This window comes from Haladaptatus sp. CMAA 1909, assembly GCF_043952005.1.
Lineage (GTDB): Archaea > Halobacteriota > Halobacteria > Halobacteriales > Haladaptataceae > Haladaptatus.
Genome location: NZ_JBIOAV010000001.1, coordinates 1,684,511 through 1,708,248, shown reverse-complemented (window position 1 = coordinate 1,708,248; position 23,738 = coordinate 1,684,511). Strand labels below are relative to the sequence as shown.

The 23,738-nt window shown below is 63.9% G+C and carries 23 protein-coding genes and 1 pseudogene; 15 read left to right on the top strand and 9 right to left on the bottom strand.

Annotated elements, in window-relative coordinates; all coding sequences use genetic code 11:
• Nucleotide 1: 1 nt before the first annotated feature.
• Entirely contained in the window at nt 2-1,066 is a 1,065-nt protein-coding gene (gene aceA, locus ACGYLY_RS09430) for an isocitrate lyase (protein WP_395281905.1), read from the bottom strand.
• On the bottom strand, nt 1,063-1,329 hold the full coding sequence (locus ACGYLY_RS09425; protein WP_395281906.1) for a hypothetical protein: 267 nt from the start codon (nt 1,327-1,329) through the stop codon (nt 1,063-1,065). Before ACGYLY_RS09425 ends, aceA begins: the two co-directional genes overlap by 4 nt.
• Before the next feature lie 293 nt (nt 1,330-1,622).
• Between ACGYLY_RS09425 and ACGYLY_RS09420 the strand changes: the two genes are divergently transcribed.
• From ACGYLY_RS09420 to ACGYLY_RS09410, 3 genes are all read left to right on the top strand, one after another.
• Nucleotides 1,623-1,979, top strand: a complete 357-nt coding sequence (locus ACGYLY_RS09420; protein WP_395281907.1) for a hypothetical protein — start codon at nt 1,623-1,625, stop codon at nt 1,977-1,979.
• A gap of 105 nt (nt 1,980-2,084) precedes the next feature.
• Complete coding sequence (locus ACGYLY_RS09415) at nt 2,085-2,804, top strand: hypothetical protein (RefSeq protein WP_395281908.1); 720 nt, start codon at nt 2,085-2,087, stop codon at nt 2,802-2,804.
• A 73-nt stretch (nt 2,805-2,877) separates the two neighbouring features.
• Nucleotides 2,878-4,176 (top strand): WD40/YVTN/BNR-like repeat-containing protein, encoded by a 1,299-nt coding sequence (locus ACGYLY_RS09410; RefSeq protein WP_395281909.1) that lies wholly within the window; start codon nt 2,878-2,880, stop codon nt 4,174-4,176.
• Between the two features lie 47 nt (nt 4,177-4,223).
• On the opposite strand, the gene ACGYLY_RS09405 is transcribed toward ACGYLY_RS09410, so the two are convergent.
• Nucleotides 4,224-5,468 carry an MFS transporter gene (locus ACGYLY_RS09405; protein ID WP_395281910.1) on the bottom strand — a complete coding sequence of 415 codons (1,245 nt, stop codon included), beginning with the start codon at nt 5,466-5,468 and terminating at the stop codon, nt 4,224-4,226.
• A 154-nt stretch (nt 5,469-5,622) separates the two neighbouring features.
• Here ACGYLY_RS09405 and ACGYLY_RS09400 point away from each other — a divergent pair, with 154 nt between their 5' ends.
• Nucleotides 5,623-5,934: a hypothetical protein gene (locus ACGYLY_RS09400; protein WP_395281911.1), complete on the top strand. Its 312-nt coding sequence runs from the start codon at nt 5,623-5,625 to the stop codon at nt 5,932-5,934.
• 100 nt (nt 5,935-6,034) lie between these two features.
• On the top strand, nt 6,035-7,456 hold the full coding sequence (locus tag ACGYLY_RS09395; protein ID WP_395281912.1) for a carotenoid oxygenase family protein: 1,422 nt from the start codon (nt 6,035-6,037) through the stop codon (nt 7,454-7,456).
• A 103-nt stretch (nt 7,457-7,559) separates the two neighbouring features.
• Here the strand turns inward: ACGYLY_RS09395 and ACGYLY_RS09390 are convergent, their stop codons facing one another.
• Nucleotides 7,560-8,738 carry a mechanosensitive ion channel family protein gene (locus ACGYLY_RS09390; protein ID WP_395281913.1) on the bottom strand — a complete coding sequence of 393 codons (1,179 nt, stop codon included), beginning with the start codon at nt 8,736-8,738 and terminating at the stop codon, nt 7,560-7,562.
• Nucleotides 8,739-8,860: 122 nt separating this feature from the next.
• Complete coding sequence (locus ACGYLY_RS09385; protein ID WP_395281914.1) at nt 8,861-9,274, bottom strand: hypothetical protein; 414 nt, start codon at nt 9,272-9,274, stop codon at nt 8,861-8,863.
• 108 nt (nt 9,275-9,382) lie between these two features.
• Here ACGYLY_RS09385 and ACGYLY_RS09380 point away from each other — a divergent pair, with 108 nt between their 5' ends.
• Nucleotides 9,383-10,738 carry a PQQ-binding-like beta-propeller repeat protein gene (locus ACGYLY_RS09380; RefSeq protein WP_395281915.1) on the top strand — a complete coding sequence of 452 codons (1,356 nt, stop codon included), beginning with the start codon at nt 9,383-9,385 and terminating at the stop codon, nt 10,736-10,738.
• The gene (locus ACGYLY_RS09375; RefSeq protein WP_395281916.1) at nt 10,735-11,946 is read left to right on the top strand and encodes a PQQ-binding-like beta-propeller repeat protein; all 1,212 of its coding nucleotides are present in this window, start codon (nt 10,735-10,737) and stop codon (nt 11,944-11,946) included. The genes ACGYLY_RS09380 and ACGYLY_RS09375 overlap by 4 nt, the downstream gene beginning before the upstream one ends.
• Here ACGYLY_RS09375 and ACGYLY_RS09370 read toward each other — a convergent pair.
• Nucleotides 11,943-13,589, bottom strand: coding sequence for an acyl-CoA synthetase (locus tag ACGYLY_RS09370; protein ID WP_395281917.1), 1,647 nt, complete (start codon nt 13,587-13,589; stop codon nt 11,943-11,945). The two genes, ACGYLY_RS09375 and ACGYLY_RS09370, sit on opposite strands and share 4 nt — an antisense overlap.
• 172 nt (nt 13,590-13,761) lie before the next feature.
• On the opposite strand from ACGYLY_RS09370, the gene ACGYLY_RS09365 reads away from it, so the two are divergent.
• The 5 genes from ACGYLY_RS09365 to ACGYLY_RS09345 all read left to right on the top strand — a co-directional run bounded on the left by ACGYLY_RS09365 (nt 13,762) and on the right by ACGYLY_RS09345 (nt 19,124).
• Complete coding sequence (locus ACGYLY_RS09365) at nt 13,762-14,166, top strand: hypothetical protein (protein ID WP_395281918.1); 405 nt, start codon at nt 13,762-13,764, stop codon at nt 14,164-14,166.
• A gap of 137 nt (nt 14,167-14,303) precedes the next feature.
• A complete protein-coding gene (locus ACGYLY_RS09360; RefSeq protein WP_395281919.1) occupies nt 14,304-16,817 on the top strand; it encodes a PAS domain S-box protein in 2,514 nt (837 codons plus the stop codon).
• Between the two features lie 60 nt (nt 16,818-16,877).
• Nucleotides 16,878-17,297 (top strand): hypothetical protein, encoded by a 420-nt coding sequence (locus ACGYLY_RS09355; RefSeq protein WP_395281921.1) that lies wholly within the window; start codon nt 16,878-16,880, stop codon nt 17,295-17,297.
• 243 nt (nt 17,298-17,540) lie between these two features.
• Nucleotides 17,541-18,701, top strand: a complete 1,161-nt coding sequence (locus ACGYLY_RS09350; protein WP_395281922.1) for a glutathione-independent formaldehyde dehydrogenase — start codon at nt 17,541-17,543, stop codon at nt 18,699-18,701.
• Nucleotides 18,702-18,866: 165 nt separating this feature from the next.
• Nucleotides 18,867-19,124, top strand: a complete 258-nt coding sequence (locus ACGYLY_RS09345) for a hypothetical protein (RefSeq protein WP_395281923.1) — start codon at nt 18,867-18,869, stop codon at nt 19,122-19,124.
• Between the two features lie 7 nt (nt 19,125-19,131).
• On the opposite strand, the gene ACGYLY_RS09340 is transcribed toward ACGYLY_RS09345, so the two are convergent.
• The 3 genes from ACGYLY_RS09340 to ACGYLY_RS09330 all read right to left on the bottom strand — a co-directional run bounded on the left by ACGYLY_RS09340 (nt 19,132) and on the right by ACGYLY_RS09330 (nt 21,703).
• Nucleotides 19,132-19,410: a DUF6360 family protein gene (locus tag ACGYLY_RS09340; protein WP_231184198.1), complete on the bottom strand. Its 279-nt coding sequence runs from the start codon at nt 19,408-19,410 to the stop codon at nt 19,132-19,134.
• 77 nt (nt 19,411-19,487) lie between these two features.
• A complete protein-coding gene (locus ACGYLY_RS09335) occupies nt 19,488-21,266 on the bottom strand; it encodes a nitrite/sulfite reductase (RefSeq protein WP_395281924.1) in 1,779 nt (592 codons plus the stop codon).
• Nucleotides 21,267-21,376: 110 nt separating this feature from the next.
• Nucleotides 21,377-21,703: a hypothetical protein gene (locus ACGYLY_RS09330; protein ID WP_395281925.1), complete on the bottom strand. Its 327-nt coding sequence runs from the start codon at nt 21,701-21,703 to the stop codon at nt 21,377-21,379.
• A gap of 329 nt (nt 21,704-22,032) precedes the next feature.
• Between ACGYLY_RS09330 and ACGYLY_RS09325 the strand changes: the two genes are divergently transcribed.
• From ACGYLY_RS09325 to ACGYLY_RS09315, 3 genes and pseudogenes are all read left to right on the top strand, one after another.
• Nucleotides 22,033-22,182, top strand: a complete 150-nt coding sequence (locus ACGYLY_RS09325; protein ID WP_395281926.1) for a hypothetical protein — start codon at nt 22,033-22,035, stop codon at nt 22,180-22,182.
• A pseudogene (locus ACGYLY_RS09320) lies at nt 22,179-22,937 on the top strand (CbiX/SirB N-terminal domain-containing protein); the annotation flags it as partial. The gene ACGYLY_RS09325 and the pseudogene ACGYLY_RS09320, both read left to right, overlap by 4 nt.
• Before the next feature lie 63 nt (nt 22,938-23,000).
• A complete protein-coding gene (locus ACGYLY_RS09315) occupies nt 23,001-23,738 on the top strand; it encodes a DR2241 family protein (RefSeq protein WP_395291255.1) in 738 nt (245 codons plus the stop codon).

The following is a 23,738-nucleotide window of genomic DNA, read 5'->3' as shown; positions in this document are numbered from 1 at the left end:
ATCAGTCGTCTCCTTGCTCGGAGGCGACCTTCTCTTCGTCGTCCTCCGAGTTAGAAGTAATGGGGCTCGCCTCGTCCTCGGAGAAGCCCTCCGACTCCTCGATGCGCTCGCGAGCCTCGGAGTCGAACCGCGTCTCGATGTCCTGATACCGACTCACGAACGAGAGTTCGTGGTGCGATTCGGTGGGGTGGTCGAGGTATCTGCCTTCGAGGTCGAACTGCGCGCGTTCGTCTCCCTCCGCGAGTCGCTCGAAGTCCTCGTAGACGCTGTGTGCGCCGGAGTGAAGCGCGAACAGCGTGATGAAGATGTACTTGTAGCCGAGGTCCCCCAACTCCTCGAAGGTGAGCGGATCGTCCTCCTCGGACCACGCGAACGACGAGGAGTAGTTGAACGCGAGTTTCAGGTCGGGGTGCGTCTCGTGGATGGTTTCGGCGTACTCCACCGCGTCCTCCCGACTCGGGTCGGGCATCTCGGGCCAGACGATGTCGACGCCCGCGTCGGCGTACATGCGGCCGCGTTCGAGGTGTTCTTCCCAGTCGCCGTTGGCAGACCCGTAGGCGTCGGTTCGCGCGATGATGACGGTGTCCTCCGACTGCTTCGCGTCCACCGCGGCCTCGAAGCGGGCGCGGGCCTTCTCGCGCGAAACGATCTGCTTACCCGCGATGTGACCGCAGCGCTTCGGCGTCGTCTGGTCCTCGATGTGGATGGCCGCGACGCCTGCCTTTTCGTACTCGCGGACGGCCCGACGGACGTTGTGGATTCCGCCGTAGCCCGTGTCGCAGTCGGCGACGACGGGGAGGTTGCAGGCTTCCACGATTCGCTTGGCGTTCTCGACCATCTCGGTCATCGTCACCATCTCCAAGTCCGGGAAACCGAACTGGCCGAGGACGGTCGAGTAGCCGCTCATGTACGCGGCGTCCAGTCCCGCCATCTCCGCCAACCGTGCGTCGAGGGCGTGGTAGAGACCGGGTGCGAAGACGTAGTTTTGCGAGTTCAGCATCTCGCGGAGTTCCTTTCCGGCGCGGTTCTCGATGTCTCTCGTGGTCGTGTCGGTATTCGGTATCATCTGTCGTTCTGTAGGGTAGCTTCGATTCGGTCGAGTTGCGTTCGGAGCAGTTCGAGTTCCCGCCCGAGTTCGGCGTCGAACGCCGTTTGCGGGCGGTCGGAGGGCGTTCCGGTGGTCCGTCGGTCACCGGTTCGCCGTTCGTCCGTCACGGGTCGTTCGATGGTCGGTCGGTCCGTCGTCGGTCGTTTACGCCCCGGCGTGCCGATGAACGGAACGAGCGGGGCCTCTTCGTCTGTACGGTCGTATCGAGTTCGGTCGGTCATGTGGGTGGTAACTGTCGTCGTCTCGTGGTCGGTCGTGTCGTCGGTCGAGCGATTCCGATGTGTTCCGAGGAGCCTGCTGCGTGTACTGACATGCGTTTCACCACATCGGGAGGTCCGCAGTCTCGAACATAAACATTATGATTTATAATGATAATATTCTTTAATGCGGTTTTACGCTTCAAGGGCATATAATTGACGCGCGTTATCAGTTGGCATATCCGGCGTTCGTTTCGGTTCCCCGAGCGCTTATCCCCGCTCGTCCCCGAGTTCCGGTATGAAACGAGGCAGGGAGCATGCGGAATAGGGTTCCCGGTCGATGGCGACTCCTCAGAATCCTGTTGCTATTAACGTTCCTTTCGGCCGGCCGAGGCGTTTTCGGCGGGAACAAGCTCCGAGACGTGCCCTACGTGCCCGGCACGGACAACACGCTGGTTCTCGTCGCGCTGATAGGCGGTATCGTCGTCATCGGCGGCGTCCTCGCCTACCGAGCGGGAATGCTACCGGGAACGTCGTCATCGTCGTCCAAGACGGAGGCACAACCGCCGGAAGGCGGGTACAACTGTCGGTACTGCGGACGGAACTTGGAGCGCTATCGCAACCGTTGTCCGTACTGCGAGACGCGCGACCCGGTCGGCAACGAGGACTGGTGAACATCTCACCGCTGACGTGACGAGGTGACGAGCGAAGTGAAACGGCCGTTCGGGGGCGATTCGAGCCGTGGCGATTATGCGTCTGCCGCTCGATACTACGTTCGCATGAACCGAAGGCGGTTTCTCGCCCGAACGGGCGGATTGGGGGCAGTGATAGGGGGAATCGGTGGAAGCGGCGTCGGCACCGCACGGGAAAACGACCCGTACCGGGAACCGGTCATCACGTCGCCGGCCATCCGGCAGTGGACCCTCGAAGAGAAACGAACCGACAGGACGGAAATCGAGGAAGGTGGTGCGTCGTTGGGCGACGCCTACACGAGTACCCTCATCTACAAGGACTCGCGATTGGCATCGACGCTCGACCGATACGTTCGGGGGAACTTCGACGGTATCGTCGGCGCGTTCATGGCGACCCGCGTCACGTTCGACTCGCCGCTGTCGATTCTCGCACAACCGTCGTTGGTGACGGGTATCGTGAAGGACCGATTCGAAACGAACCTTCGACGACTCGGCTTTTCGGACATCCGAGAACGGACGCCGTCGGAGCGCGAAACGACGGACGAGCAGGCTGTCGCCGAGTACGAAGCGTACTACGACGCGAGCGAGTACATAACCCGTCCGAACTCGCCCGTCTACGAACTCCCCTCGGTCACGTCGGACGGACGCGTGAAGACGATACTCTATCTCGAAGTGCTGAAACCCAATGAGACGCTGTTGTTCACGGCGGGAATCAGACCGACGGACGAGATGCTTCGGGTCGTTTTCGACCGCAGCGGCGACGCCTGTCGGAAGGAACTCCTCCGACTGATGCACAGCGTGAAGTGAACAGCACACCCGCGGGCGTCCGAAACCGTTTCCGGCGAAAAGCCTCAACACGGTGGGGTGCATTACCCGAACGATGGCAAATTCGACTCGCTCGGAGCGTGGGTTCGTGCCCTTCTTTCGGCGCTACACGAAGACGTGGATTCACGCGGTGGCGACGGCGGGGCTGACCGCGTTCGGAACGCTGACGTTCGTCAATAGAGCGTTCGCCATCGTCGCGGTCGGAATCTACGTCCTCCCGCCGGTCGTCCTCTACCTTCGAGGAGCGAACCCGGACCCGAGTCCGAACTCGAACGCTGCCCCGGAATCCGAGCGTTTCTCCGCTGACTCCTCCCGCGAATCGGAAGGCCACCGTACCGGCGTCGAGACGACCGAAATCGAGGGGAAACACGAAGCCGATGACGACGAACGAGATATCGCCAGCGGAAACGAAAACGCCGACGACGGTGACGCCGAATCCGAGGAGGACGGCGGCGACGACTCCCCCGTACCGACGTGGACGTCCGTGGAAACGCCGACGGAGGGGACGCTGTTCGATACCGTCGTCGCCGGAGACGCGGCCTACGCCGTCGGCGAAAACGGGGTTTTCCTCCGGAGCGGGGATGACCACGACGAGTGGGAAGTCGCGCTCGAAGACGGTCCGGACGCGAGCGGGGCAGACCTTCGCGGGGTCGATGCGACGACGGACGGGGATGCCGTGTGGGTCGCCGGGGACGGCGGTACGCTCGGGCGATTCGACGCGACCGAAAACCGGCACACGGATCGCTCCGCTCCGGCGGATATCACCGACAACTGGACGGCCCTCGCGGTGGCCGGGACGGCGGACGACGAGACGGTTCTGCTCGCCAACGGATCCGGACAGGTGCTCCGGGGACGGTATCGGAACGGCGAGATCGCGTGGGAGACGCCGTTCAAACCCGGAAGCGGGTCGAGCATCGCCGCCGCGACGATGGCCGATACGTCCGTCGGCTACCTCTGTGACACGAACGACGGCGTGTTCGAGACGGACGACGGCGGCGAGACGTTTCGCCGAGTGGGAATCGACGACGTGGACGGCATTCTGACCGACGTGGCCGTGACCGGCGACGCGTGCTACGTGACGACGGACGACGGGGTTTGCTACCGCGGCGGAGACGGCCCGTGGACGCCGACGAGACTCGACGAGGGAGCCGGGATTCGGTCCGTCTCGGCGGACGAGGGGTCGGTAGCCGCCTGCGCCGAGATGGGTGTCGTCTACGAGCGCACGGACGGAGGATGGGACCGAACGGTCACGCCTGCGTCCGGGATACTTCGCGGCATATCCGTCGGGGCGTCCCGTCGGGTCGCAGTCGGCGAGGACGGAACCGTCGTTCAACGGACCGACGGAGCGGAGTAACGGATGGAAGCAGCGACGGAGGGGACGAACGACGGGCGAGCCGGTCGTCAGTCGGAACGGAGCAGGAGGAGCGTGGCGATCCCGGCGACGAACGTTAATCCTGCTCCAAGGAGGAACGTCGGCGACCAACCGATTTCGGCGACGAGGAGGCTCGTCCCCAGTCCGCCGTAGATGCCGCCCCAGAGTTTCGCCGTGAGCATCACCGCGTAGTTCTCCGAGGAGTACTCCTCGCCGTAGTACTCGCCGACGAGTCCGGGAAGGATGGAAAACGGGGGGCTTCTGAAGAACATCGAGACGCCGGCCAGCGCGACGAACGCCCACTGTGCGTCCAGTCCTCCGACGGCGACGAATGCGGTGAGAGCGGCGGCACAACAGACCAGCGACCCGCCGAGGCTTCGAACGCGGCCCACTCGGTCGGACGCTGTGCCGACGACGATGACGCCGGACGCCTGCCCGAGCGCGACCAGCGACGCCGCGAAGGTGGCCGCCGCAGCCGAAAATCCGAGTTCCGTCGCGTACACAACGACCTTCTCGACGAGCATGAGACCGACGCCGTTGGCGACGGCGAAGACGACGTACAGGAGCCAGAACCGACGCGTTCGGACCATCGTTCGCCACGTCACGTCGGGACCGTTCGACGGCGAATCGGTGGGCGAGTCGATGGGTGAATCGTCGGCGAAGCCGTTCGACGAATCGTCGGAACTATCGCCCGGCGAACTCCCTTCCTCCGGATCGCGGATGACGAGCGCGGCGACGAGCGACGTCGCGGCGGCGGCGACGCCCAACACGAACAGGGTCGTCGAAAAGTCAGTGTCGACGCTCCGCTTGATGAACGGGATGAGCAGGAAACTCGTCACACTGAACGACGTGCTCACCGCGCCGGTCGCCATTCCGCGCCGCGAGACGAACCACCGCGACGGCGTGTTTATCGCGATGTCGTACACGATTCCCATCCCGCCGCCGCCGAGCGCGAACCAGAGGAAGAGCGCGGGAAGCGTCGGGTCGAAGGCGGCCCCGACGAAGCCACAGAACAGCATGGGAGCGGCGACGAGGAGCGGGACGTGCGGCCCGTACCGGTCACGGACCCAACCGGCGGGAAACGCCGTGAGCGTCTCGGCGACGATCATCACGGAGAATATCGTGCCCAGCACCGTCCCGGATGCGCTCGCCTGCGTGCCGAGTGCCCCCCGAATCGCGGGCCACGAGAACTGATAGATTCCGGCGGTTCCGACCGTCAGGACTGCGGCGACGACGTACACCCACCGGGAGGAACGCAAGCGGCGACCGGACATGTGAATCGTGGCAAACCGATACGTCACCGTCCTAAGTATAACCAGTGGTGAACGTGTCGGAGGATAGGCCGGTTATACAGTGTCGTCATCGCAAACCTGTCCTCGATTCTCCGTCGAATTATAACGCTAAGTGGTATGAGTGCTAACGAACCACATGAACCTCGAACTCGCGTTCCGAGTGTTCGTCGCGAGCGTGGTCATCGTCGGCCCCACGCTCCTGTTTCTCGGACTTTGGCGAGGGTTGATGGCGCTCCGAAACGACGATCTGCTGAATCGAACCATGAACGGGGAGTTCGGTCCCGTTCCCGACTCGCCGATAACGGCCGCGATGCTCGGGTTCGGCGGCGCGAGCGGGTCACGACTGACCAGTTCGACACACCGCGGACAGGTCCGCTGTCGAAACTGCGACGCCGTGAACCCCGACTACGCGGACTACTGCGGGAACTGCCTGGACGAACTCGGTTGAAGTCCGGAGCCGAACGATTCCTGCGACACGGATACGCTCCGCCGTCCGTGACGAACTATCGACCGAACGATTACGTGTCATCGGGGCGTCTACGCGCGTAATGACCGCCCGGTCCTCCCTCGGTTTTCACACGTTGACGGACGAAATCGACCACGACTGTCCCGTCTCCGGAAGCGTCCCGGAGTGGCTCTCGGGGACGTTGATACGGAACGGCCCCGGCGCGTTCGAGATGGGTGATTCGGCGGTGGACCACTGGTTCGACGGGTTGGCGATGCTCCACGCGTTCACCTTCGGCGACGGGGAGGTCTCCTACCGGAACCGATTCCTTCGAACCGACGCGTACGAGTCCGCCCGCGCCGGGTCGTTCGAGAGCGGGTTCGCGACGGGAGACACGACGCTCCGCGAGCGGTTGCGGGCGTTCCTCTTCGAGAAACCCTACGACAACGCGAACATCGTCGCGGAGCGAATCGGCGACGACTACCTCGCGCTGACGGAACTACCGCGGTGGGTCGCCTTCGACCCTGAGACGCTGGAAACGTTGGACCATGTCCGGTACGACGGCCCGGTACCGACCGGAAACCTCGCCTGTGCACACCTCAAACGGGATCCCGAGACGAACGAACTGGTGAACTTCGAGACGTCGTTCGGGCGACGCTGCCGCTATCACGTTTACTCCATGTCGTCGCCGACCGAACGCGAACGCATCTGTTCGATTCCCGTGGACGAACCGGCGTACATGCACAGTTTCGCGCTGACGCCGAACTACGTCGTCCTCACCGAATTTCCGCTCGTGGTGAACCCGCTCGATTTCCTCAAACCCGGTGCCCAGGGTCCGTTCATCGAGAACTTCGAGTGGAAACCCGAGCGCGGGACGCGTTTTATCGTCATCGACCGCGAACGAGGCGAGGTGGTCGCCGACCCGCGGGCGGCGGCCTTCTTCGGCTTCCACCACGCGAACGCCTACGAGGAGGGCGAGGCTCTCGTCATCGACCTCGAAACCATCCCGGACGCGACGGCCATCGAGACGCTGTACCTAAACAACCTCAGAAAGGGTAATTTCGACGTGCTGAGCGGTCGATTGGAGCGATTCCGAGTCGCCCTCGGCGCGAATGGACGGGCGACCGTCGACCGCGAGCGAATCCACGACGGGACGGCGCTGCCGACGGTTTCGCCCGCCCGGTGGTGTCGGGACCATCGCTACGTCTACGCCCAGTCGCCCGACCAACCCATGACGACGTGGCCGCAGGCGGTCGCGAAAATCGACACCGAAACCGGCAGGGCCGTCGAGTTCGCGGACGACCCCGAGGACCGCTATTTCAGCGAACCGATTTTCGTGCCGAACCCCGACGGTGAGCGCGAGGACGACGGGGTCGTCCTGACGGTCGCACTCGACCCGGAGACGGAGCGCTCGTCCGTGGTCGTCATCGACGGCGATTCGTTCGCGGAACTCGCGCGGGCGACGGTTCCGCACCCCATTCCGTTCGACTTCCATGGGCGTTTCTTCCCCGAACTGACGGGGTGAGTGTCGTCGATGAGGGGGAGTCGTCCGTTCCGTCGGTCGTGACGGCGGCGGTAGTCGCGTCCGTCGCCTCGGTGGCGTCGGTCACCTCCCGTTTCCGGCGACGTCAATCGCCTCCTTCGCGCCGGTCGCGGTAGTCCCGACGGTCCCGCCTGTCGCGCCCACTCCGACGCTCCCTTCGCTCGGTGACGACGCGGAACCCGCCGGTTTCGTCGCGCCCAGCGACTTCCCGCTGCGGGAACGGAATCTTGATCCCCTTCCGGTCGTAGGCGCGTTTCACCGCCGTGACGATCGCCGTTATCGCCCGCCAGCGACGGCGACTGCTGGGTCGGTCTATCCAGAACCTGAGTTCGAGGATGACCGCGGAGTCGCCGAATCCGGTCAGCACGGCGTCCGGTTGGGGAACGTTCAGTACCTCGTCCGCCCCCGACATCGTCCGTTTCGCCACGTCGATGGCCCTCTCCGGGTCGGTGGCGTAGTCGATACCGACTTCCACCTCCAACCTGAGTCGCCCCTTCCGTCCGTAGTTGACGAGCGTGTTCGAACTCACGAGGTCGTTCGGAAGGACCACGTACTTCCCGGAGAACGTCTCGATTCGCGTCGAGAACAGCGTGATATCGGTGACGATACCCTCCGTGGTTTCCCCGTTTTCGAGCGGGACCTCTATCCAGTCGCCGATTTCGAACGGCCGCGAGAACATGAGCGTGAACCCCGCGATGAGCGCGCTCAGCGTCTCGTTCGCCGCCAAGCCGATGATGATGCCGAGGAATCCCGCCCCGATGAGGAACGCGCGAACGTCCACCCGCCAGACGCTCAACAGCAACAACGCGGCGAGGAGGTACACCGACACTTCTGTGAGTCGGGAGAGGACCTCCCCCTGATGGCCGGTGAGTTGCCCGGTTTCGCTGGTGAAGCGGTCGACAGCACGGACGAGCATGCCCGAACCGACGTAGGCCGCCACGACGACGCCGAGCGTCACGGCGATCCGAAATCCGGCGGAGGTGAGTTGGGCGAACACGTCCACGTTCGGGGCGTTCGGCGCGGCGCTCGCCCACAGCGACAGGGCGCGCTGTCCGATGAGGAGCGCGACGCCGCCGCTCACGACGAGGAGGATGACGTCGACGACGCGCGGGGGAATCCGCTGTTTCAGTCGCGGGGCGCTCTTCCACAGCACCCACACCACGAAGACGAGAACGACGAGGAGCAGCGTCGATTGTAGGACTCGCGCCTCCGGGATGGGAAGCAGTTTGAAGAGTCGGGACGGATCGCTCGATGGGCCTGTCATGGCGACTCACCCGTGCCGCGGTCGGTCCCGTATCTGACGAACACACACCATGGGATTCGGAGTCACTCCCGCTCCCCTTCAGTATATCGGGCGGAAACAGGGCCGTTTCGCGGCTACGGTCGTCACTCCGCGTTCGAACTCCCGGACGCCTGTACCGTCCAGTCGCTCGATTCGCGCAAGTAATCGGGAACCTCGTCGTCGTCCAATTGGTCGTGAATTCGAATCGTGTCCTCGTCGACCACGCCGCTCCCGAGGTCGACGAACAACCGCTGGAGTCCGTTTCGCCACTCCGCGTCCACCAACTGTCGCCAACACGCCTCGAACGCGTCCTGTTCGGATCGGCTCGGGCCGCCGTTCTCGCGGGCGATTTCGAGACAGCATTCCGGGCAGTTACAGACGGACACGGGGTTCGTGAGCGCGTGGACGTGCCCGTCGAAGGTGACGACCGGCGCTTGTCGCTCCATCTTCCCGTGGCGGTCGCAGGTCGCTTCTTCCGGGTCGGTCCCGATGTATATCGGGCGTCGGTTCTGGGACATAGGTTGGAGGAAAAGAAGTATCGGTTGACACGGGTATCAAGCTGTTGGCGGCCATTCCACCCATCACAGAAAGCTCATATAGCGCGCGTGACAACCGTGGGAACTGATATGCCTCTCCAGCGCTCCGGTCGAAGGCGGTTCCTCGCCACCTTCGGCGTCGGAGCGGTCGGCGCGCTCGCCGGATGCGCCGCCAGTTCGTCTTCCGCCCCCGCATCGCTCGACCGGACACCGGACGAATGGCCCGTCGCCCACGGATCGCCGACGAACGTCGGTCACTCCGCCGCGAAGACCGTCCCCCGAAGCGACCCGACGGTTTCCGAGTGGAAGCTCTGGGACGTCGCAGAATCCGAATCGGCGGTGGACAAAGACTGGATAATCGACGGGTTGACGAGTAGCCCCGTGGTCGCGGGCGATACCGTGTTCGTCGCAATCGGGCTTCCAAGGGGTTCGAGAGATACGGACGAGGGCGGATTGCTCGCCCTCGATGCGACCACAGGGGACCTCCGATGGGCGGCGACGCTCCCTGAGGGCGGGTCGGGGACGCCCGCCGTCGCGGACGGCCTCGTTTTCGTCGGGTCGAACGACCGGGCGCTGACCACCTTCGACGCGGCTTCGGGCGACGTCGAATGGCGGACGAAGACGGGTGCACCCGCCGGAACGCCCGTCGTCGCCGGCGGTCACGTCTACGTCGGTGACCGCGCGGGCACGGTTCACGCGTTCCGGCGGACCGATGGGAACCTCCGGTGGCGCTACGGACAACGCACGCTCACGTCGCTTGGGTCGTTCCTCTCCGACAAAACGTGGCGAATACGAGCCAAACCGGCCGTCACGGACGACACCGTCTACGTCACCACAGGAATCGGCGAGGAGGGAAGCGTCTCCACCGACGCCGGGAACCTCATCGCGCTGTCCCGCTCGGATGGCGAGGAGCGATGGCGGTACGAGTACCGAACGAGATACGGGAATTACGACGTACCGCGAGCACCGGTCGTCGCCGACGGGACGGTGTTCGTCGGCGATGCCACCCTCCACGCCGTCGATGCGGCGGACGGGACGCGGCGATGGCGATTCAACTCGGGGTACGAAGTCGTCAGCGCGCCCGCCGTCCACGACGGGACCGTCTACGTCTCCTCGAAGAACGTCTACGCCCTCTCCGCGGACGACGGGTCCGAGCGGTGGCGGTTCGTGAACCTCGCCGAGCCGAACGGGATGATGTCACGCCGCGTCCCGATGGAGAGCGCGCCGGTCGTCACCGAGGACACCGTGTTCGTGGGAGCGGGCGCACTCGATTCCGAGTCCGGCGAAAAGTTATGGGGAGACCTCGGCAATCAGGAAGAGAGCGAGTACTTCGGCTCTATTGGGGACCAAAACGCGGCCGGGGAGGGTCCGGCAATCACCGACGATGCGGTTTTCATGGCGACGCAGTACGGGCGGATTCTTCGGGTGACGGAGGGCGACCGATGAGGCGTCGTGCATTCCTCGCGGTGGGCGGCATCGCGTTCGGTGCGGGCTGTTCCGGCTTGGTTGGCGATTCGAAAAGAGAGAAGTCCCCGCCACCGAAGGAGTGTGCCGTCGACCCCAGCGTGACGCCCGGAACGGCGGAGTGGCCCAGTGAGACGGGCGGCCAGCAGAACACCGGGTCGGTTCCGACGGCCGAGGTCCCCGCCCCGCCGCTGGCTCTCGATTGGACGTACACGATGGACGGGTACGGGGGCGTACCGTGTCCCGTCGTCGTCGGAGCCACCGTCTACACGACGAACTTCGAGGACGAACTCCACGCCGTGAACGTCACGACGGGAGCGAAACGGTGGCGCGTGAACCGTTCGATGAACGCGGCACCGGCGGTTTCCGGGAAGCGCGTCTTCATCGCGGGCGACGACGCGGTCACGGCGCTCGACACGACGAGCGGCGACAAACGCTGGTCCACCGAATCGGCCGCCGGACGGGGACGTTATTCGACCGGAGTTCAGGTGGCCGAGGGAACGGTGTTCGTCTCGGGTCATATGTCTCTGGCCGCGTTCGACGCCTCGACGGGCGAGGAACGATGGACGTTCATCACGGGCCTCGAAATCGAAAGCCTTCCCGCAGTCTCCGATGGAACCGTCTACGTCGGGAGCGACGACACCTACCTCTACGCGCTGGACGCTGCGACCGGTGACCGGCGATGGCGGTACAAGACCGACGGACGCGTGTCCTGTGACCCGGTCGTGACTCGGGATCTCGTCTACGTCGGGTCCGAGGAAGGGACCCTGTACGCACTCGACGCACGCTCGGGGAACGAGCGGTGGCGAAAGGAGGTCGGGGACATCGGCCATCTCGCGGTGGACGGCGGTCACGTCTACGTGGGGTTCGGTTCCCAGTACGGGCCGACGATGCTCGCGTTCACCGCGGAGAACGGTGTCGAGTGCTGGTCGTCGGACGCCTATGAAGCGGGCTACGCGAGCAGCATCGCGGCGAGTTCCGACTACCTGTACCTCCCCGTCGGGTCCCTCAGTGAATCCTACTCGGAGACGTTCGGGGCGCTCGACCCGAAAACAGGGGAAACGGTGTGGCGCTTCTCGAATTCGAACGTACGGTTCACCAGCGGTCCCGCCGTGACGGACGGTGCGGTCTACGCTGGCGGTATGGGAACCGAGGGACTGACCGTCGCCCGGTTCGTCCCGAAGGACTAGTCCTCGTCGCGCAGTTCAGTCCGGCGAATCTTCCCGGTGACGGTTTTCGGCAGTTCGTCCACGAACTCGACTTCGCGCGGATACTCGTGGGCGGACAGTTCCTCCTTGACGTGGTTCTGAATGTCCTCGGCGAGTTCGGGCGTCGGGTTCGCGCTCGCGCTCGTGACGACGTAGGCCTTCACGATGTTACCCCGTTCGCGGTGTGATTTCGGCACCACGGCCGCCTCCGCGACGGCGGGGTGTTCGCCGAGCGAACTCTCGACCTCGAAGGGACCGATGCGGTAGCCCGAACTGATGATGACGTCGTCGGCGCGGCCCTCGAACCAGAAGTAGCCGTCCTCGTCGAGGTGGCCCAAGTCGCCCGAAAGGTACCAATCGTTCACGAAGCAGTCGGCGGTCTTCTCCGGCTTGTTCCAGTACTCCGCGAAGAAGCAGGGGTAGTCACCCCGTTGGGCGATTTCGCCCGTCTCGCCGGGTTCGAGGGGTTCGCCGGTCTCGGGGTCCACGACGGCGGCCTCGATTCCGGGCAGCGGCTTACCCATGCTCCCCGGCCGAATCTCCATCGTCGGGTAGTTGTTGATAATCATATTTCCTGTCTCGGTCTGGCCGTAGGTGTCGTGGATGGTGACGCCGAGGGTGTCCTCGCCCCACGCGACCACGCCCGCCGACAGCGGTTCGCCGATGGAGAGCGCGTGACGAAGGTCGAGATTGACCCCGTCCAGTACGGACTCGTTCTCCCGAAGCATCCGGTAGGCCGTCGGGACGCTGAACAGCACGGAGATGGGATACTCGTCCAGCAGCCCAGCCCACGTCTCGGGGTCGAACTCGCCCTCGTAGGTGAACAGCGTCGCGCCCCAGAACCACGCGCCGAGCGTGTTGATGGGGCCGGTCAGCCACCCCAAGTCGCCGGTGGACCAGTAGCAGTCGCCGGGTTGCAGGTCCACGGCGAACCGCTGGGTTGCGGCGACGCCGGCGACCCAGCGGTGTTTGTGGAGGACGCCCTTCGCCAGTCCCGTCGTTCCGCTGGTGTAGTACAGCAGGGCGTCGTCCTCGCCGCCCGTCTCGGCCGTCTCGTACTCCGTTTCGGCGTCTTCCATCGCGGCGTGATAGCTGACGTCGCCGCGTCGAATCCCGGTTCCATCGTCGCTGATGACGATGACGTGTTCGACCGAGGGGGCGTCTTCGAGCGCCTTCTCGATGGTGTCCCGGTTCGCCGCCGTGGTGACGACGGCCTTCGCGTCACAGTCGTCCAATCGGTAGGCGATGCCGTCCGGGCCGAAGCGCTCGTTGACGCCGCCCCAGACGCCGCCCGCCTTGAGCGTCCCGATGAGCGCGACGTAGTGCTCCGGAATCCGCGGCAGGTAGGAGAACACCCGGTCGCCGGAGTCGATGCAGTCGGAGAGGACGTTCGCGAAGCGGTTCGACTCCTCGGCCAATTCCCAGAAGGTGAGCGTTTCGCGCTCGCCGTCCTTGCCCGCGTAGTACAGCGCGACCTTCCCACGGTCGTCCGCGTGCCGGTCACAAACCTCGTGGGCGATGTTCAGGCGTTCGGGCGCGTCCCACTCCGCTTCGGCGAAGATTTCGTCCCACTCGAAGCTCTCGCACTCGTTGTCATAATCGTGCAGATTGTGACCAGTCATCACGGGAAACGTGGTAGACTGCACGTATAATTGTTATCTAACCAGGCCGTCAATTCGATCCCCTGACCGTCGTTCAGTCCCGCGGAACGGCTTCCCGCCGGAGAGCCACCCCGTCAAAAAATGGGTGAAAGAGAAACCAGAGATGGGATGACGATACTGCTGCAACTACGACCGTATGGTGGAGGACGATTGCTCGGAGTTACCGCCTGACAGCAGGTGGACCGACAGCGACGACTCCCCGCTGGTCATCGACACCGCGGATTCGCTGTCGCGCACTTTTTCGGTACTTTCCGACGAGGAGGTTCGACACATCATCTACGTCCTCTTTCGGCACGACGAAACCACGATTTCGCTGTCACGACTCACCCGTTCCGTCTCGGCGCTCGTTACCGTGGAAAGCCGATCACGGCTGCGCGACCGGATGGTTCACCGGCACCTCCCGAGACTCGGGTTCGTCGGAATCGTCGACTACGACCTCACCGGCGACCCCCACGTCTGGCTCTCCACGAACGCGGACATCGTGGACAAGGACCTCCTCTACGACCTCGTGGAACGTACATATCGATACGAGCGAAACTAACCCGCTCACGGAGCAGGCTCAACTGGTTTGCTCACTATCTAAATCCTGATTGTGTAGGATTATTTCCTACACGGTGATCAAACGGTCGGATAGGGAGCAAAAGTATCTTGGTCCCCGTCTCCGTTCGTATTCCAACCATGACCGAACCGTTTTCGAACGGGACATCGTCTCCCCCCTCCCCGCTCCTCGAGAGGGAAAGCGAGGAAACGACGGCCTTTTTTAGACACGTCGTTCGGGACGCGCTCGACGCGGTGATGACGGTTTCCGAGGACGGGACCATCGTTTTCGCGAACGAGGTGGCGGGGCAACTCTTCGGCTACGAGGGTGACGACCTCCTCGGAACATCGATACGGCAACTCTTTCCCGAACGCCATCGAGATGCGTATTTCACGGAGTTCCGCGAGCAAGTGACGTCCGACTCGACGGCCGAACACACCGGTTTAGAGCGGACCGGCGTGCGTCGAAACGGGGAGGAGTTCCCACTCTCATTTTCGCTTCGCCAACATCGGTATCACGACGAGACGCTGTTCACCGCGACGGTACGTGACATCTCCGATCGAAAGCAGCGACAGGGGGAGCTCGACACCGTGACCGAGAAGTATCGAACGCTGGTGAACACCGCGCCCGACGCCATCTTTCTGGCCGACGCGGAGACGGGAGAGGTTTTGGAGGCGAACCGAGCGGCGGCGGACCTCCTCGACCGGTCGGTCGAGGAGATCGAGGGAATGCACCAATCCGACCTCCATCCCGACGGTAAGTCGGAGCGGTACGAGCGGTTGTTCGAACGCCGGGGTGAACCGAACACGTCGGCCGTGGACACGCACAATCTCACGGTGGTCGATTCGAACGGCGACCGCATTCCCGTTTCCATCAACTCGAACAGCACCGACCTGAACGGACGGCGCGTGATTCAGGGGATCTTCCACGATATCAGCGACAGAAAACGGCGCGAGGAAGCCCTCAATCGGTTACACACGACGACGCACGAGATGCTCGAAACGTCGGTTCCGACGGAAATTTGTCAGCGAGCGGTGGAGACCGCGACCGAGGTACTCGACCTGCCCGCGACCGGTATCTATCTGCTCACGGAGGATACCGACACCCTCGAACCGGCGGTGCTGACCGAACGCGTCGAGAACCTGTTCGACGGTGACGTGCCGACGTACACGTCCGACGACGACCTCGCGTGGGACGTGTTCGAAACGAACGAACCGAGGGTCATCTCCGACTTCGAAACGACGCCGAGCGTAGCGGATCGGGACACGCCGGTTCGAAGCGGTATCATCGTTCCGCTCGGCGACCACGGAATCTTCATCACCGCGTCCACCTCGCCGCGTGATTTCGACCGAATCGACTTTGACCTGCTCCGGGTGTTGGCCACGAACACGGAGACTGCGTTGACCCGCGCGGAACGCGAACGCGCTCTCGCCCGCCAGCGGGACGAGTTGACGACGCTGAACCGCATCAACGCCATCGTTCGGGACATCAATCAAGCCCTCGTCGCCGCGCCGTCGCGCGAGGAGGTGGAGCGCACCGTCTGTGAACGGTTCGCCGATTCGAACGCCTATCACGGTGCCCTCATCGCGACGCAATCGTCGGCCGAGGAGGGGTTGACGGTTCGAACTGCTTCGGGAATCGACGACGAGTATCTGAACATAATCGCGGGGTTGGGACCCGAGACGAAAGCGGGAGGGGCCGGAACCGCACTACGGACGGGAGAGTTCAACCTCGTCGAGGACGTGTCGACCCTGTCGGCGCTGCCGCAGTCGTTACGATCCGCCGCCGACGAACGCGGGTACGGTTCCATCGCGTGTATCCCCATCAGTTACCGCGGAACCACGTACGGAGTGTTGGTCGTGTACGCGACCCAACTGACGTTGGTCTCCGACCGTGAACGGGACGTGTTCAGCGAGTTGGGGGAGACCATCGGTCACGCCATCAACGCGGTCGAGAGCAAGAAACTCCTCTACTCGGACCGCGTCCTCGAACTCGAATTCTCGATAACGAACACGGGGTCGTTCTTCGTCGTCACCTCCGAGGAACTGGGATGTTCGTTCGAACTCGATGGCGTCGTCCCGTCCGTGGACGACGTGTACCACTTTTACGTGACGTCGAGCGGCGTCGCTCCGGAGAAGGTCATCGAACTGGCCGAGCGGTCCCCCAAAATCGAACGCGCACGCATCATCCGGGAGACGGGCGACGAGGCCCAGTTGGAGGTGTCCTTCCACGGAACCGAAACGGCCGCCCAAGCGCTCATCGAACGCGGGGCGTACGTCCGACAGGGGTCGGTAGAGAACGGTGAAGGAAACATCGTCGCCGAAATTCCGGCGAGTACTCGCGTTCGGCCCTTCTTGGACGCCGTCGAAGCGGTGTACTCGAAGGGAAGCCTCCTCTCGAAGCAGTCCCGTGAGCGACCGTTCCATTCGACCTCCGAGTTCTACCACGAACTGGGCGAAACCCTCACCGAACGACAGGCGGAAATCCTACAAGCCGCGTATCTCGCGGGGTACTTCGATTACCCCCGCGCGAGTTCCGGAAAGGAACTGGCCGACACGCTCGATATCTCCTCGCCGACGTTCCACCAGCACCTTCAGGCCGCGGAACGCAAGCTTTTCACGCTGTTGTTCTCGGGGCGTCCTCGGATAGACTGAGACCGATACCTCAATACTGAGGCAAAGGACTGGTGCCACCACGATGGTTTGTACGTGATGATGAGCGACTCGGAAAACCCAAACGACACACATCTCGATACGAGTCGACGACATCCCGAGGAGGAGCGAGATAGTCCGCTCCCATCCGGGACCGTAGAGCGCATCCTCTCCGAATCCGAGCGACGTGCCCTTTGTAGCTTCCTCGTTGACACTCCCCTGACGACGATGGACGACCTCGTCGACCACTTCGTTCAGTTGGACGGTACCTCCGACCGCGAGACGGCGCTGATTCGCCTTCACCACGTTCACCTCCCGATGTTGGAGGACTGTGGAATTCTGACCTACGAAGCGCGGAGCGAAACCGTTCGATACTGGGGTCACGAGGAGGTCGAACGCCGACTCGAACTGTGTCGCTCCGTTTCGGAGACGGACGCCGCACGGTCCGACGATGCGGTCGACCATCCGAAACATCAAACGTAAGCCGACCGACACTGCGATATAGATGGCTGCTTTTCGGTGATCGACGGGGCCCAGAGATATCACAGTCGCCGCGCTGACGGTGTCGTCCGACACAGTCAACGGTCCGACACGATCAACCGTCCGACACGTATTTACTGGAAAGGAGTGCTGTCGAGGCTCTGTTCATCCCGAAGCTACCATATGAATTCGAATAACCACATACGTGTGAATGGCGTGCCCTCTTTGGGGTGGATTGAAATGTCAATGGACGCGGTCGTATACCAAGGACCGCACGACGTAGACGTAGAAGAGGTAGACGAACCCGAAATCGAACATCCGAACGATGTCGTCATCGACATCACGACGACGGCCATCTGCGGGTCGGACCTCCACATGTACGAGGGCCGAACCGACGCCGACCCGGGCATCGTCTTCGGTCACGAGAACATGGGTATCGTGGACGAGGTTGGCGACGGCGTGACGACGCTCGAAGAGGGCGACCGCGTCGTCCTCCCGTTCAACGTCGCCTGTGGTGTCTGTAAGAACTGTGAAAACGGCTATACCGGGTTCTGTCTGAACGTGAACCCCGGCTTCGCCGGTGGCGCGTACGGGTACGTCGCCATGGGTCCGTACAAGGGCGGGCAGGCCGAAAAGCTCCGCGTGCCCTTCGCGGACTTCAACGCCCTCAAACTCCCCGAAGGGACGGAACACGAGGACTCGTTCATCCTCCTCGCGGACATCTTCCCGACGGGGTGGCACGGGACGGAACTCGCGAACCTCCAACCCGGCGAATCCGTCGCCATCTTCGGCGCTGGTCCCGTCGGCCTGATGGCCGCCTACAGCGCGAAGATCAAGGGCGCGGCCGAGATTTACGTGGTCGATAGGGTCGATAGCCGACTCGAACTCGCCGAGCAGCACTGTGACGCGACGCCGATCAACTTCGAGGAGTCGGACCCCGTCGAGCAGATAAAGGACATCCACGGCGGCGGCGTGGACAAGGGCGTCGACGCGGTCGGGTACCAAGCGGTGGACCCCGACACCGACGTCGGCGACGACGCCTACGACCCGGCACGGGAGAACCCGGCCGTGGTCCTCAACCAACTCATTCAGGTCGTTCGAGCAACCGGACAACTCGGCGTCCCCGGTCTGTACGTTCCCTCCGACCCCGGAGCGCCGGACGAGATGGCCGCACAGGGCCGTCTCGGCATCGACTTCGGGAAGTTCTTCGAGAAGGGACTGAAGGTCGGCACCGGCCAGTGTAACGTCAAGGAGTACAACCGTCAACTCCGCGACCTGATAATTCAGGGACGCGCCGACCCGAGTTTCGTGGTCTCACACCGCGTGGACCTCGAAGAGGCGCCCGAGATGTACGAGCGCTTCGACAGCCGCGAGGAAGGCGTGACGAAAGTGCTGCTCGAACCCTGAAACCGAGCGGTGAATCCACGACGACTCTTTTTTCGACGTGCGCCGTCTCGCGACATCGGTCCGACGTGACGAGCGCATGGTATGCGAAACAGTAATAAAAGACTTTACTCGCATGCGGGGTAGTTAATGCGTGTCCGTCTCCTTCGTACGCGTGGTGGATGGCACATGGAAATTCGGGGACCACGGGGCGCGCGCCGGGATGAACGGGAGCGGCAGCTGATGCAGCTCGCTCGGTTGGAGCGCCAGATACACGATCAACGTCGAAAGATCGCCGAACTGGAGCGGGTACGGGACACGATGATGCGCATACCGTCGAGGTCGATATCCTACGAGGGAACCTGTGCGGAGTGCGGTATCGGCGTCATCGTCCGCGACCACGACTCGCTTCGATGCACCTCCTGCGGATTCCAGTGTCACCTGTAACGGACGACTATCCTTCGTCTTCGACCTTTTGTGCGTATCGTTCGAGTTCGCCCGCGAGTTTCCGCGCCTCGTCGGGCGACAGCGACACGGTTTCGGCGTGAGCGGGGAGGTTGTCGAGCGACGTGTTGTCCAGTTCGAGTTGGAGCAACACCTCGTCCGGGTTCTTTCGGGGCGTCTTGACGTTCAACACGGCCATGGCTTCGTCCGTCCAGCCGTGACCCTCCGCGACGGCGTCCAGCAGGTCGAACGTCGTGTAGGCCGTCACCGAGAGCACGCGGTCGGCCATCTCAATCGTCCCCTGACACCGCGCTGGGTCGCCGTCGCCGCTGCGACTCGCCGGCTTCGGACGCTCCCTCGCTGCGCTCAGTCGTCATCTGAAACCACGTCGGACGGGCTGTTCGGGGCCGGACTGTCCTCTCGGGCGTCGTTCTCGGCGTACGGGTACCACGTCTGCTTCGTGTTGTGCATGAACGGGTCCTCGTAGCTGGTCTCCTCGGGACTGGCCAGCGTTTCGAGTTCGTCCGCGTGGAGCGTGTTCACGAACTCGCGGAACGTCTGACCGTCCTCGCGACGGGCCGCGTAGCCCTCCACGAGGTTCCGAATCGCGCCGGGCACCTCGTCCACCGCGATGCGCTCCTGAATCCACGTCGCGAAGCTCGGGTCCTTTCCGAGGCCGCCGCCGACGCCGATGTCGAGGGCTTCCACGGTCTCGTCGTTCTTCCGCGTCTTCATGCCGCGGAGGCTGATGTCGGCGATCTGCGGCTGCGCGCAGGAGGCCGTGCAGCCCGAGAGGTGGATGTGGAAGTTCTCAACGTCGTCCGGAAGCTCGACGTTCTCCTTGAGCCAGCGCGAGAGGCGCACTTGGCGGTTCTTGGTCTCCACGATGGAGAGCGAACAGAACTCCGTCCCCGTGCAGGCGATGGATCCGCGCTGGAAGGGATGCGGGTCGGGGCTGTAGCGCTCCAACAGCGGTTCGTTCAGCATCGCGTCGAGGCGCTCTTCCGGCACGTCCATCAGGATGACGTTCTGGCGCTGGGTGAGGCGCGTTTCGCCGGAGCCGTACTTTTCGGCGATATCCGCCATCTCTATCATCTCCTCCGCGCCGACGCGGCCGACGAGGACGTTCAGGCCGACGTAGTAGTTGCCGTCCGGTTGCTCGTGGACGCCGACGTGGTCCGCGTGGCCGTGGTCGTCCGGGACGCCCGCGTTGTACGAGTACTCCTCGCGCAGGTCCTCGCCCGCCGTCTTGAGGTAGAAGTCCACGTACTCCTCCTGCAACGTCTTGCGGACCTTCTCCGGTCCCCACTCGTCCACGAGGAACTTGATGCGGGCGCGCCGACGGTTGTCGCGGTTGCCGTAGTCGCGGAACAGCCCCGAGAGGCCGCCGAGAATCGGCACCACTTCGTCGGGTTCGGCGAACACGTCGATGTCGCGGGCGAAGCGCGGTTCGCGGCCCGCGAGTCCGCCGCCGAGGCGGACGTTGAAGCCGCGGACGGTTTCGCCGTCGATGTTCTTCTCCGCGGGTTCGATGCCTACGTCGTTGATGTCGCCCTGTCCGCAGCCCTCGCGGCAGCCCGTCACCGACACCTTCCACTTCCGCGGAAGGTTCTCGTACTCGGGATTGCCCTTGAAGTTCTCGTTGAGGTCCTTGACGACGGGAAGCGCGTCGACGAACTCGCGTTTGTCCTTCCCCGCGACAGGACAGCCGACGATGTTCCGCCACGAGTCGCCGCAGGCCTGTTTCGTGGAGAGGCCCGCCTCGTCCAAGCGGTCCCATATCTTCGGCACGTCCTCGATGTTTATCCAGTGCAGTTGGACCGCCTGCCGCGTCGTCACGTCGGCGTAGCCGTTGCCGAACTCCGGATTCGCGGCGGGACCGGTGGCGAAGTCGCGGGCGATTTCGCCGATGACTCGCAGTTGTCCCGGTTCGAGGACGCCGCTCGGCGGCCCGATTCGCATCATGAAGTAGCTCTCTTGGCCGTCGCGCTGGTGATACAGCCCCCACCATTTGAACCGCTCGAACCACGCGTCGTGTTCGTCCTCGGGGATGGCTTCCCAGCCCTCCTCGGCGAAACGACGCATGTGGTCACGAATCTCCTCTCCGTAAACCTCATCCTTCCATTTCTCCACGTCGGTCGGCATGGGGGTCCCTACAGACGCCACCCGTAAACAATCGCCCTCCGCGTCAAGGTCCGCCGGGGATCAGAAGTACCGGCGATTTTTGCACCGACCACTGACGTGGCCGTCCCCGCTCATCCGCGGAAACGCGTCTTCGACGGACGGTGGACCTGTTCGTGGTCTACCGTCCGAAATTCGTCGCTCCGTGGCACGGGTCGTCCGATGCGGAGCCACCCCGTGGTGTTTCGTTCCCCGCAGCCGATACACTGACCGGCGGCGCGGGCTTCGACCCACGGCCCGTCGACGCCGATGTCGGTGAACACTTCCACGAGGAACAACGCGACGTCACAGTCACAGACGTCGTGGTTCGCAAGCCGCCAAATGTCGCTCACGCCGACGATTCGCGTGTTGTTCACGTTGACCCACGCACCCTCGTCCAGCGTCCGAACCGCAGTCACCATGCTTCATCTCCTCGGTACCGGACCCTCAATACATCGGCTGTCACAATCCCCGCCGAATCGCCTGACGCGTCACGGAGGGTCGAACGACCGGTACGCTCGTCCTTGCGGCCTGAACTCCGACAATCCTCGTATTCCTCCAGTTGAAGGTACCCCACATTTATTGCCGCTACTTGGCAGCAGTGGCCGGAATTACGGGTAGAGTCGTGATTTAGGGGATACGCGACATAGGAGGTTGTGATGACCATACGCTATTCAGCCACGCGCCGATTGACGGATAGGTCGGTCGCCGAAACGACGGACGAGCAGTTCACGACGCGGGGTGACGTTCAGTGAGCGAGAAACCGGTCACCGAACGGAAAGTCAGTGACCCCCGCGACGACGAACACTTGCAGGGCGTCCCCGACGGCGCGGGATGCACGGAAATCTGGGAACACCTCTCGGACGACCGGGACGAGGAGAACGAAGAACTGGAAGAATGACCGAGAAGACGGCGCTCGTACTGGTCGGGCACGGCTCACACCGGAATTCGGGGTCCGCGAGGCCGGTGTACGACCACGCCGACGAGATTCGCTCCCGCGACGCCTTCGCCGAGGTACGCGAGGCGTTCTGGAAGGAAGCCCCCTCGCTCCGAAACGTCCTCCGGACGGTCGAATCGAGCGCCGTCGTCGTCGTTCCCGTATTCACGAGCGAGGGCTATTTTACCGAACAGGTGTTGCCCCGCGAACTCCGCATGACGGATGGGTGGGACCTCGACGTGGACAAGTCGGTCCACTACGCCGACCCGGTCGGCACGCACGAGTCGATGGCCGACGTCATCCTCCAGCGCGCGGAGCGCGTGACCGGCGACCCGTCCGTCGGTTCTGGTGTCGGGTTGGCGATCGTCGGCCACGGCACCGAGCGCAATCCGCGGAGCGCGAAGGCGACCCGCGACCACGCGACCGCCATCGACGACGGCGGGCGATTCGACGAGGTTCGAGCGCTGTTCATGGACCAAGCGCCGTACATCGACGACCTGACGGACCACTTCGAGAGCGACGAACTCGTCGTCGTCCCGCTGTTCATCGCGGACGGCTACCACACCCAAGAGGACATCCCCGAGGACGTGGGACTGACCGACGACGCGGCAACGGGCTATCCCACCCCCGCCGAGGTGGACGACAAACGGGTCTGGTACTCGGGTGCCGTCGGCACGGAACCGCTCCTCGCGGACGTCGTCATCGAGCGGGCACGCGACCGTCTCGCGGCCGAAAGCGATGGAGCGCCGACCGAAGACACGGACGGAGCGAGCGATGACGTCGTGGCCGAACGAAGCGAGGCCGCGGCGGCCCGCGACGCGTTTTTGGCCCGGATAGGAGTGGACTCGCCGCGAACGTGGGGCCAACTCGCCGTCGTGGGCACGGAAACCGACCGCGGACGCCGGTACGAACTGCGACACGTCGACGACCGCAACGCGGACCTCGAAGACCTCGATTCCCACGCTGACCCGACGGAGACGCGGGACGCCGTGCGGTTCACCGACGACGGCGAGTACCGACCGCTGGCGACGGCGGCCACGCTCCCGACGGGATGGGTGCTGTCGGACCTCGACGCATCCGACCTCCTGCGAGCGGTGGAGTTCGTCTACCCGGCCTCGATTGCGAACTGGTACCGCGAGGAACAGGGCGAACTCGACGTGACCCACTTTCGGGAGACGGCGGCCCGGCAGACGGGCATCTACGCCGACGTCGGGGACCTCGGCCGCGACGCGCTCGACTACGCCGTCGAAGCGTGTTGCGTCGACGAGCAGTGCTGTGCCCGTCGGGAGTGGGACGCGACGGCCGACGACGAAATCGACGTTCCGCGCGGGGACGGCGCGTTTCCGTGCCGGGAACCATGTTCGATGTTCGTCGCCGCCGTGCGGGAGTTCCGCGACATAGAGGAGCGGGCGGACGGTGCGGACGAAGAAAACGAATCGGACGAAACGGGTGCCGCGAACGACCTCGAGGGCTACCGAGCGCGGTACCGGAGCGCGAAACGATGCGGAGGCGAAACGTGA

Coding starts and splice junctions, on each gene's coding strand:
- ACGYLY_RS09330 (WP_395281925.1), bottom strand. CDS start 21,703: ATGGTGACTGCGGTTCGGACGCTGGACGAGGGTGCGTGGGTCAACGTG.
- ACGYLY_RS09385 (WP_395281914.1), bottom strand. CDS start 9,274: ATGTCCCAGAACCGACGCCCGATATACATCGGGACCGACCCGGAAGAA.
- ACGYLY_RS09335 (WP_395281924.1), bottom strand. CDS start 21,266: ATGCCGACCGACGTGGAGAAATGGAAGGATGAGGTTTACGGAGAGGAG.
- ACGYLY_RS09360 (WP_395281919.1), top strand. CDS start 14,304: ATGACCGAACCGTTTTCGAACGGGACATCGTCTCCCCCCTCCCCGCTC.
- ACGYLY_RS09390 (WP_395281913.1), bottom strand. CDS start 8,738: ATGACAGGCCCATCGAGCGATCCGTCCCGACTCTTCAAACTGCTTCCC.
- ACGYLY_RS09405 (WP_395281910.1), bottom strand. CDS start 5,468: ATGTCCGGTCGCCGCTTGCGTTCCTCCCGGTGGGTGTACGTCGTCGCC.
- ACGYLY_RS09375 (WP_395281916.1), top strand. CDS start 10,735: ATGAGGCGTCGTGCATTCCTCGCGGTGGGCGGCATCGCGTTCGGTGCG.
- ACGYLY_RS09425 (WP_395281906.1), bottom strand. CDS start 1,329: ATGACCGACCGAACTCGATACGACCGTACAGACGAAGAGGCCCCGCTC.
- ACGYLY_RS09340 (WP_231184198.1), bottom strand. CDS start 19,410: ATGGCCGACCGCGTGCTCTCGGTGACGGCCTACACGACGTTCGACCTG.
- ACGYLY_RS09400 (WP_395281911.1), top strand. CDS start 5,623: ATGAACCTCGAACTCGCGTTCCGAGTGTTCGTCGCGAGCGTGGTCATC.
- ACGYLY_RS09420 (WP_395281907.1), top strand. CDS start 1,623: ATGCGGAATAGGGTTCCCGGTCGATGGCGACTCCTCAGAATCCTGTTG.
- ACGYLY_RS09365 (WP_395281918.1), top strand. CDS start 13,762: ATGGTGGAGGACGATTGCTCGGAGTTACCGCCTGACAGCAGGTGGACC.
- aceA (WP_395281905.1), bottom strand. CDS start 1,066: ATGATACCGAATACCGACACGACCACGAGAGACATCGAGAACCGCGCC.
- ACGYLY_RS09415 (WP_395281908.1), top strand. CDS start 2,085: ATGAACCGAAGGCGGTTTCTCGCCCGAACGGGCGGATTGGGGGCAGTG.
- ACGYLY_RS09350 (WP_395281922.1), top strand. CDS start 17,541: ATGGACGCGGTCGTATACCAAGGACCGCACGACGTAGACGTAGAAGAG.
- ACGYLY_RS09380 (WP_395281915.1), top strand. CDS start 9,383: ATGCCTCTCCAGCGCTCCGGTCGAAGGCGGTTCCTCGCCACCTTCGGC.
- ACGYLY_RS09345 (WP_395281923.1), top strand. CDS start 18,867: ATGGAAATTCGGGGACCACGGGGCGCGCGCCGGGATGAACGGGAGCGG.
- ACGYLY_RS09395 (WP_395281912.1), top strand. CDS start 6,035: ATGACCGCCCGGTCCTCCCTCGGTTTTCACACGTTGACGGACGAAATC.
- ACGYLY_RS09410 (WP_395281909.1), top strand. CDS start 2,878: ATGGCAAATTCGACTCGCTCGGAGCGTGGGTTCGTGCCCTTCTTTCGG.
- ACGYLY_RS09355 (WP_395281921.1), top strand. CDS start 16,878: ATGAGCGACTCGGAAAACCCAAACGACACACATCTCGATACGAGTCGA.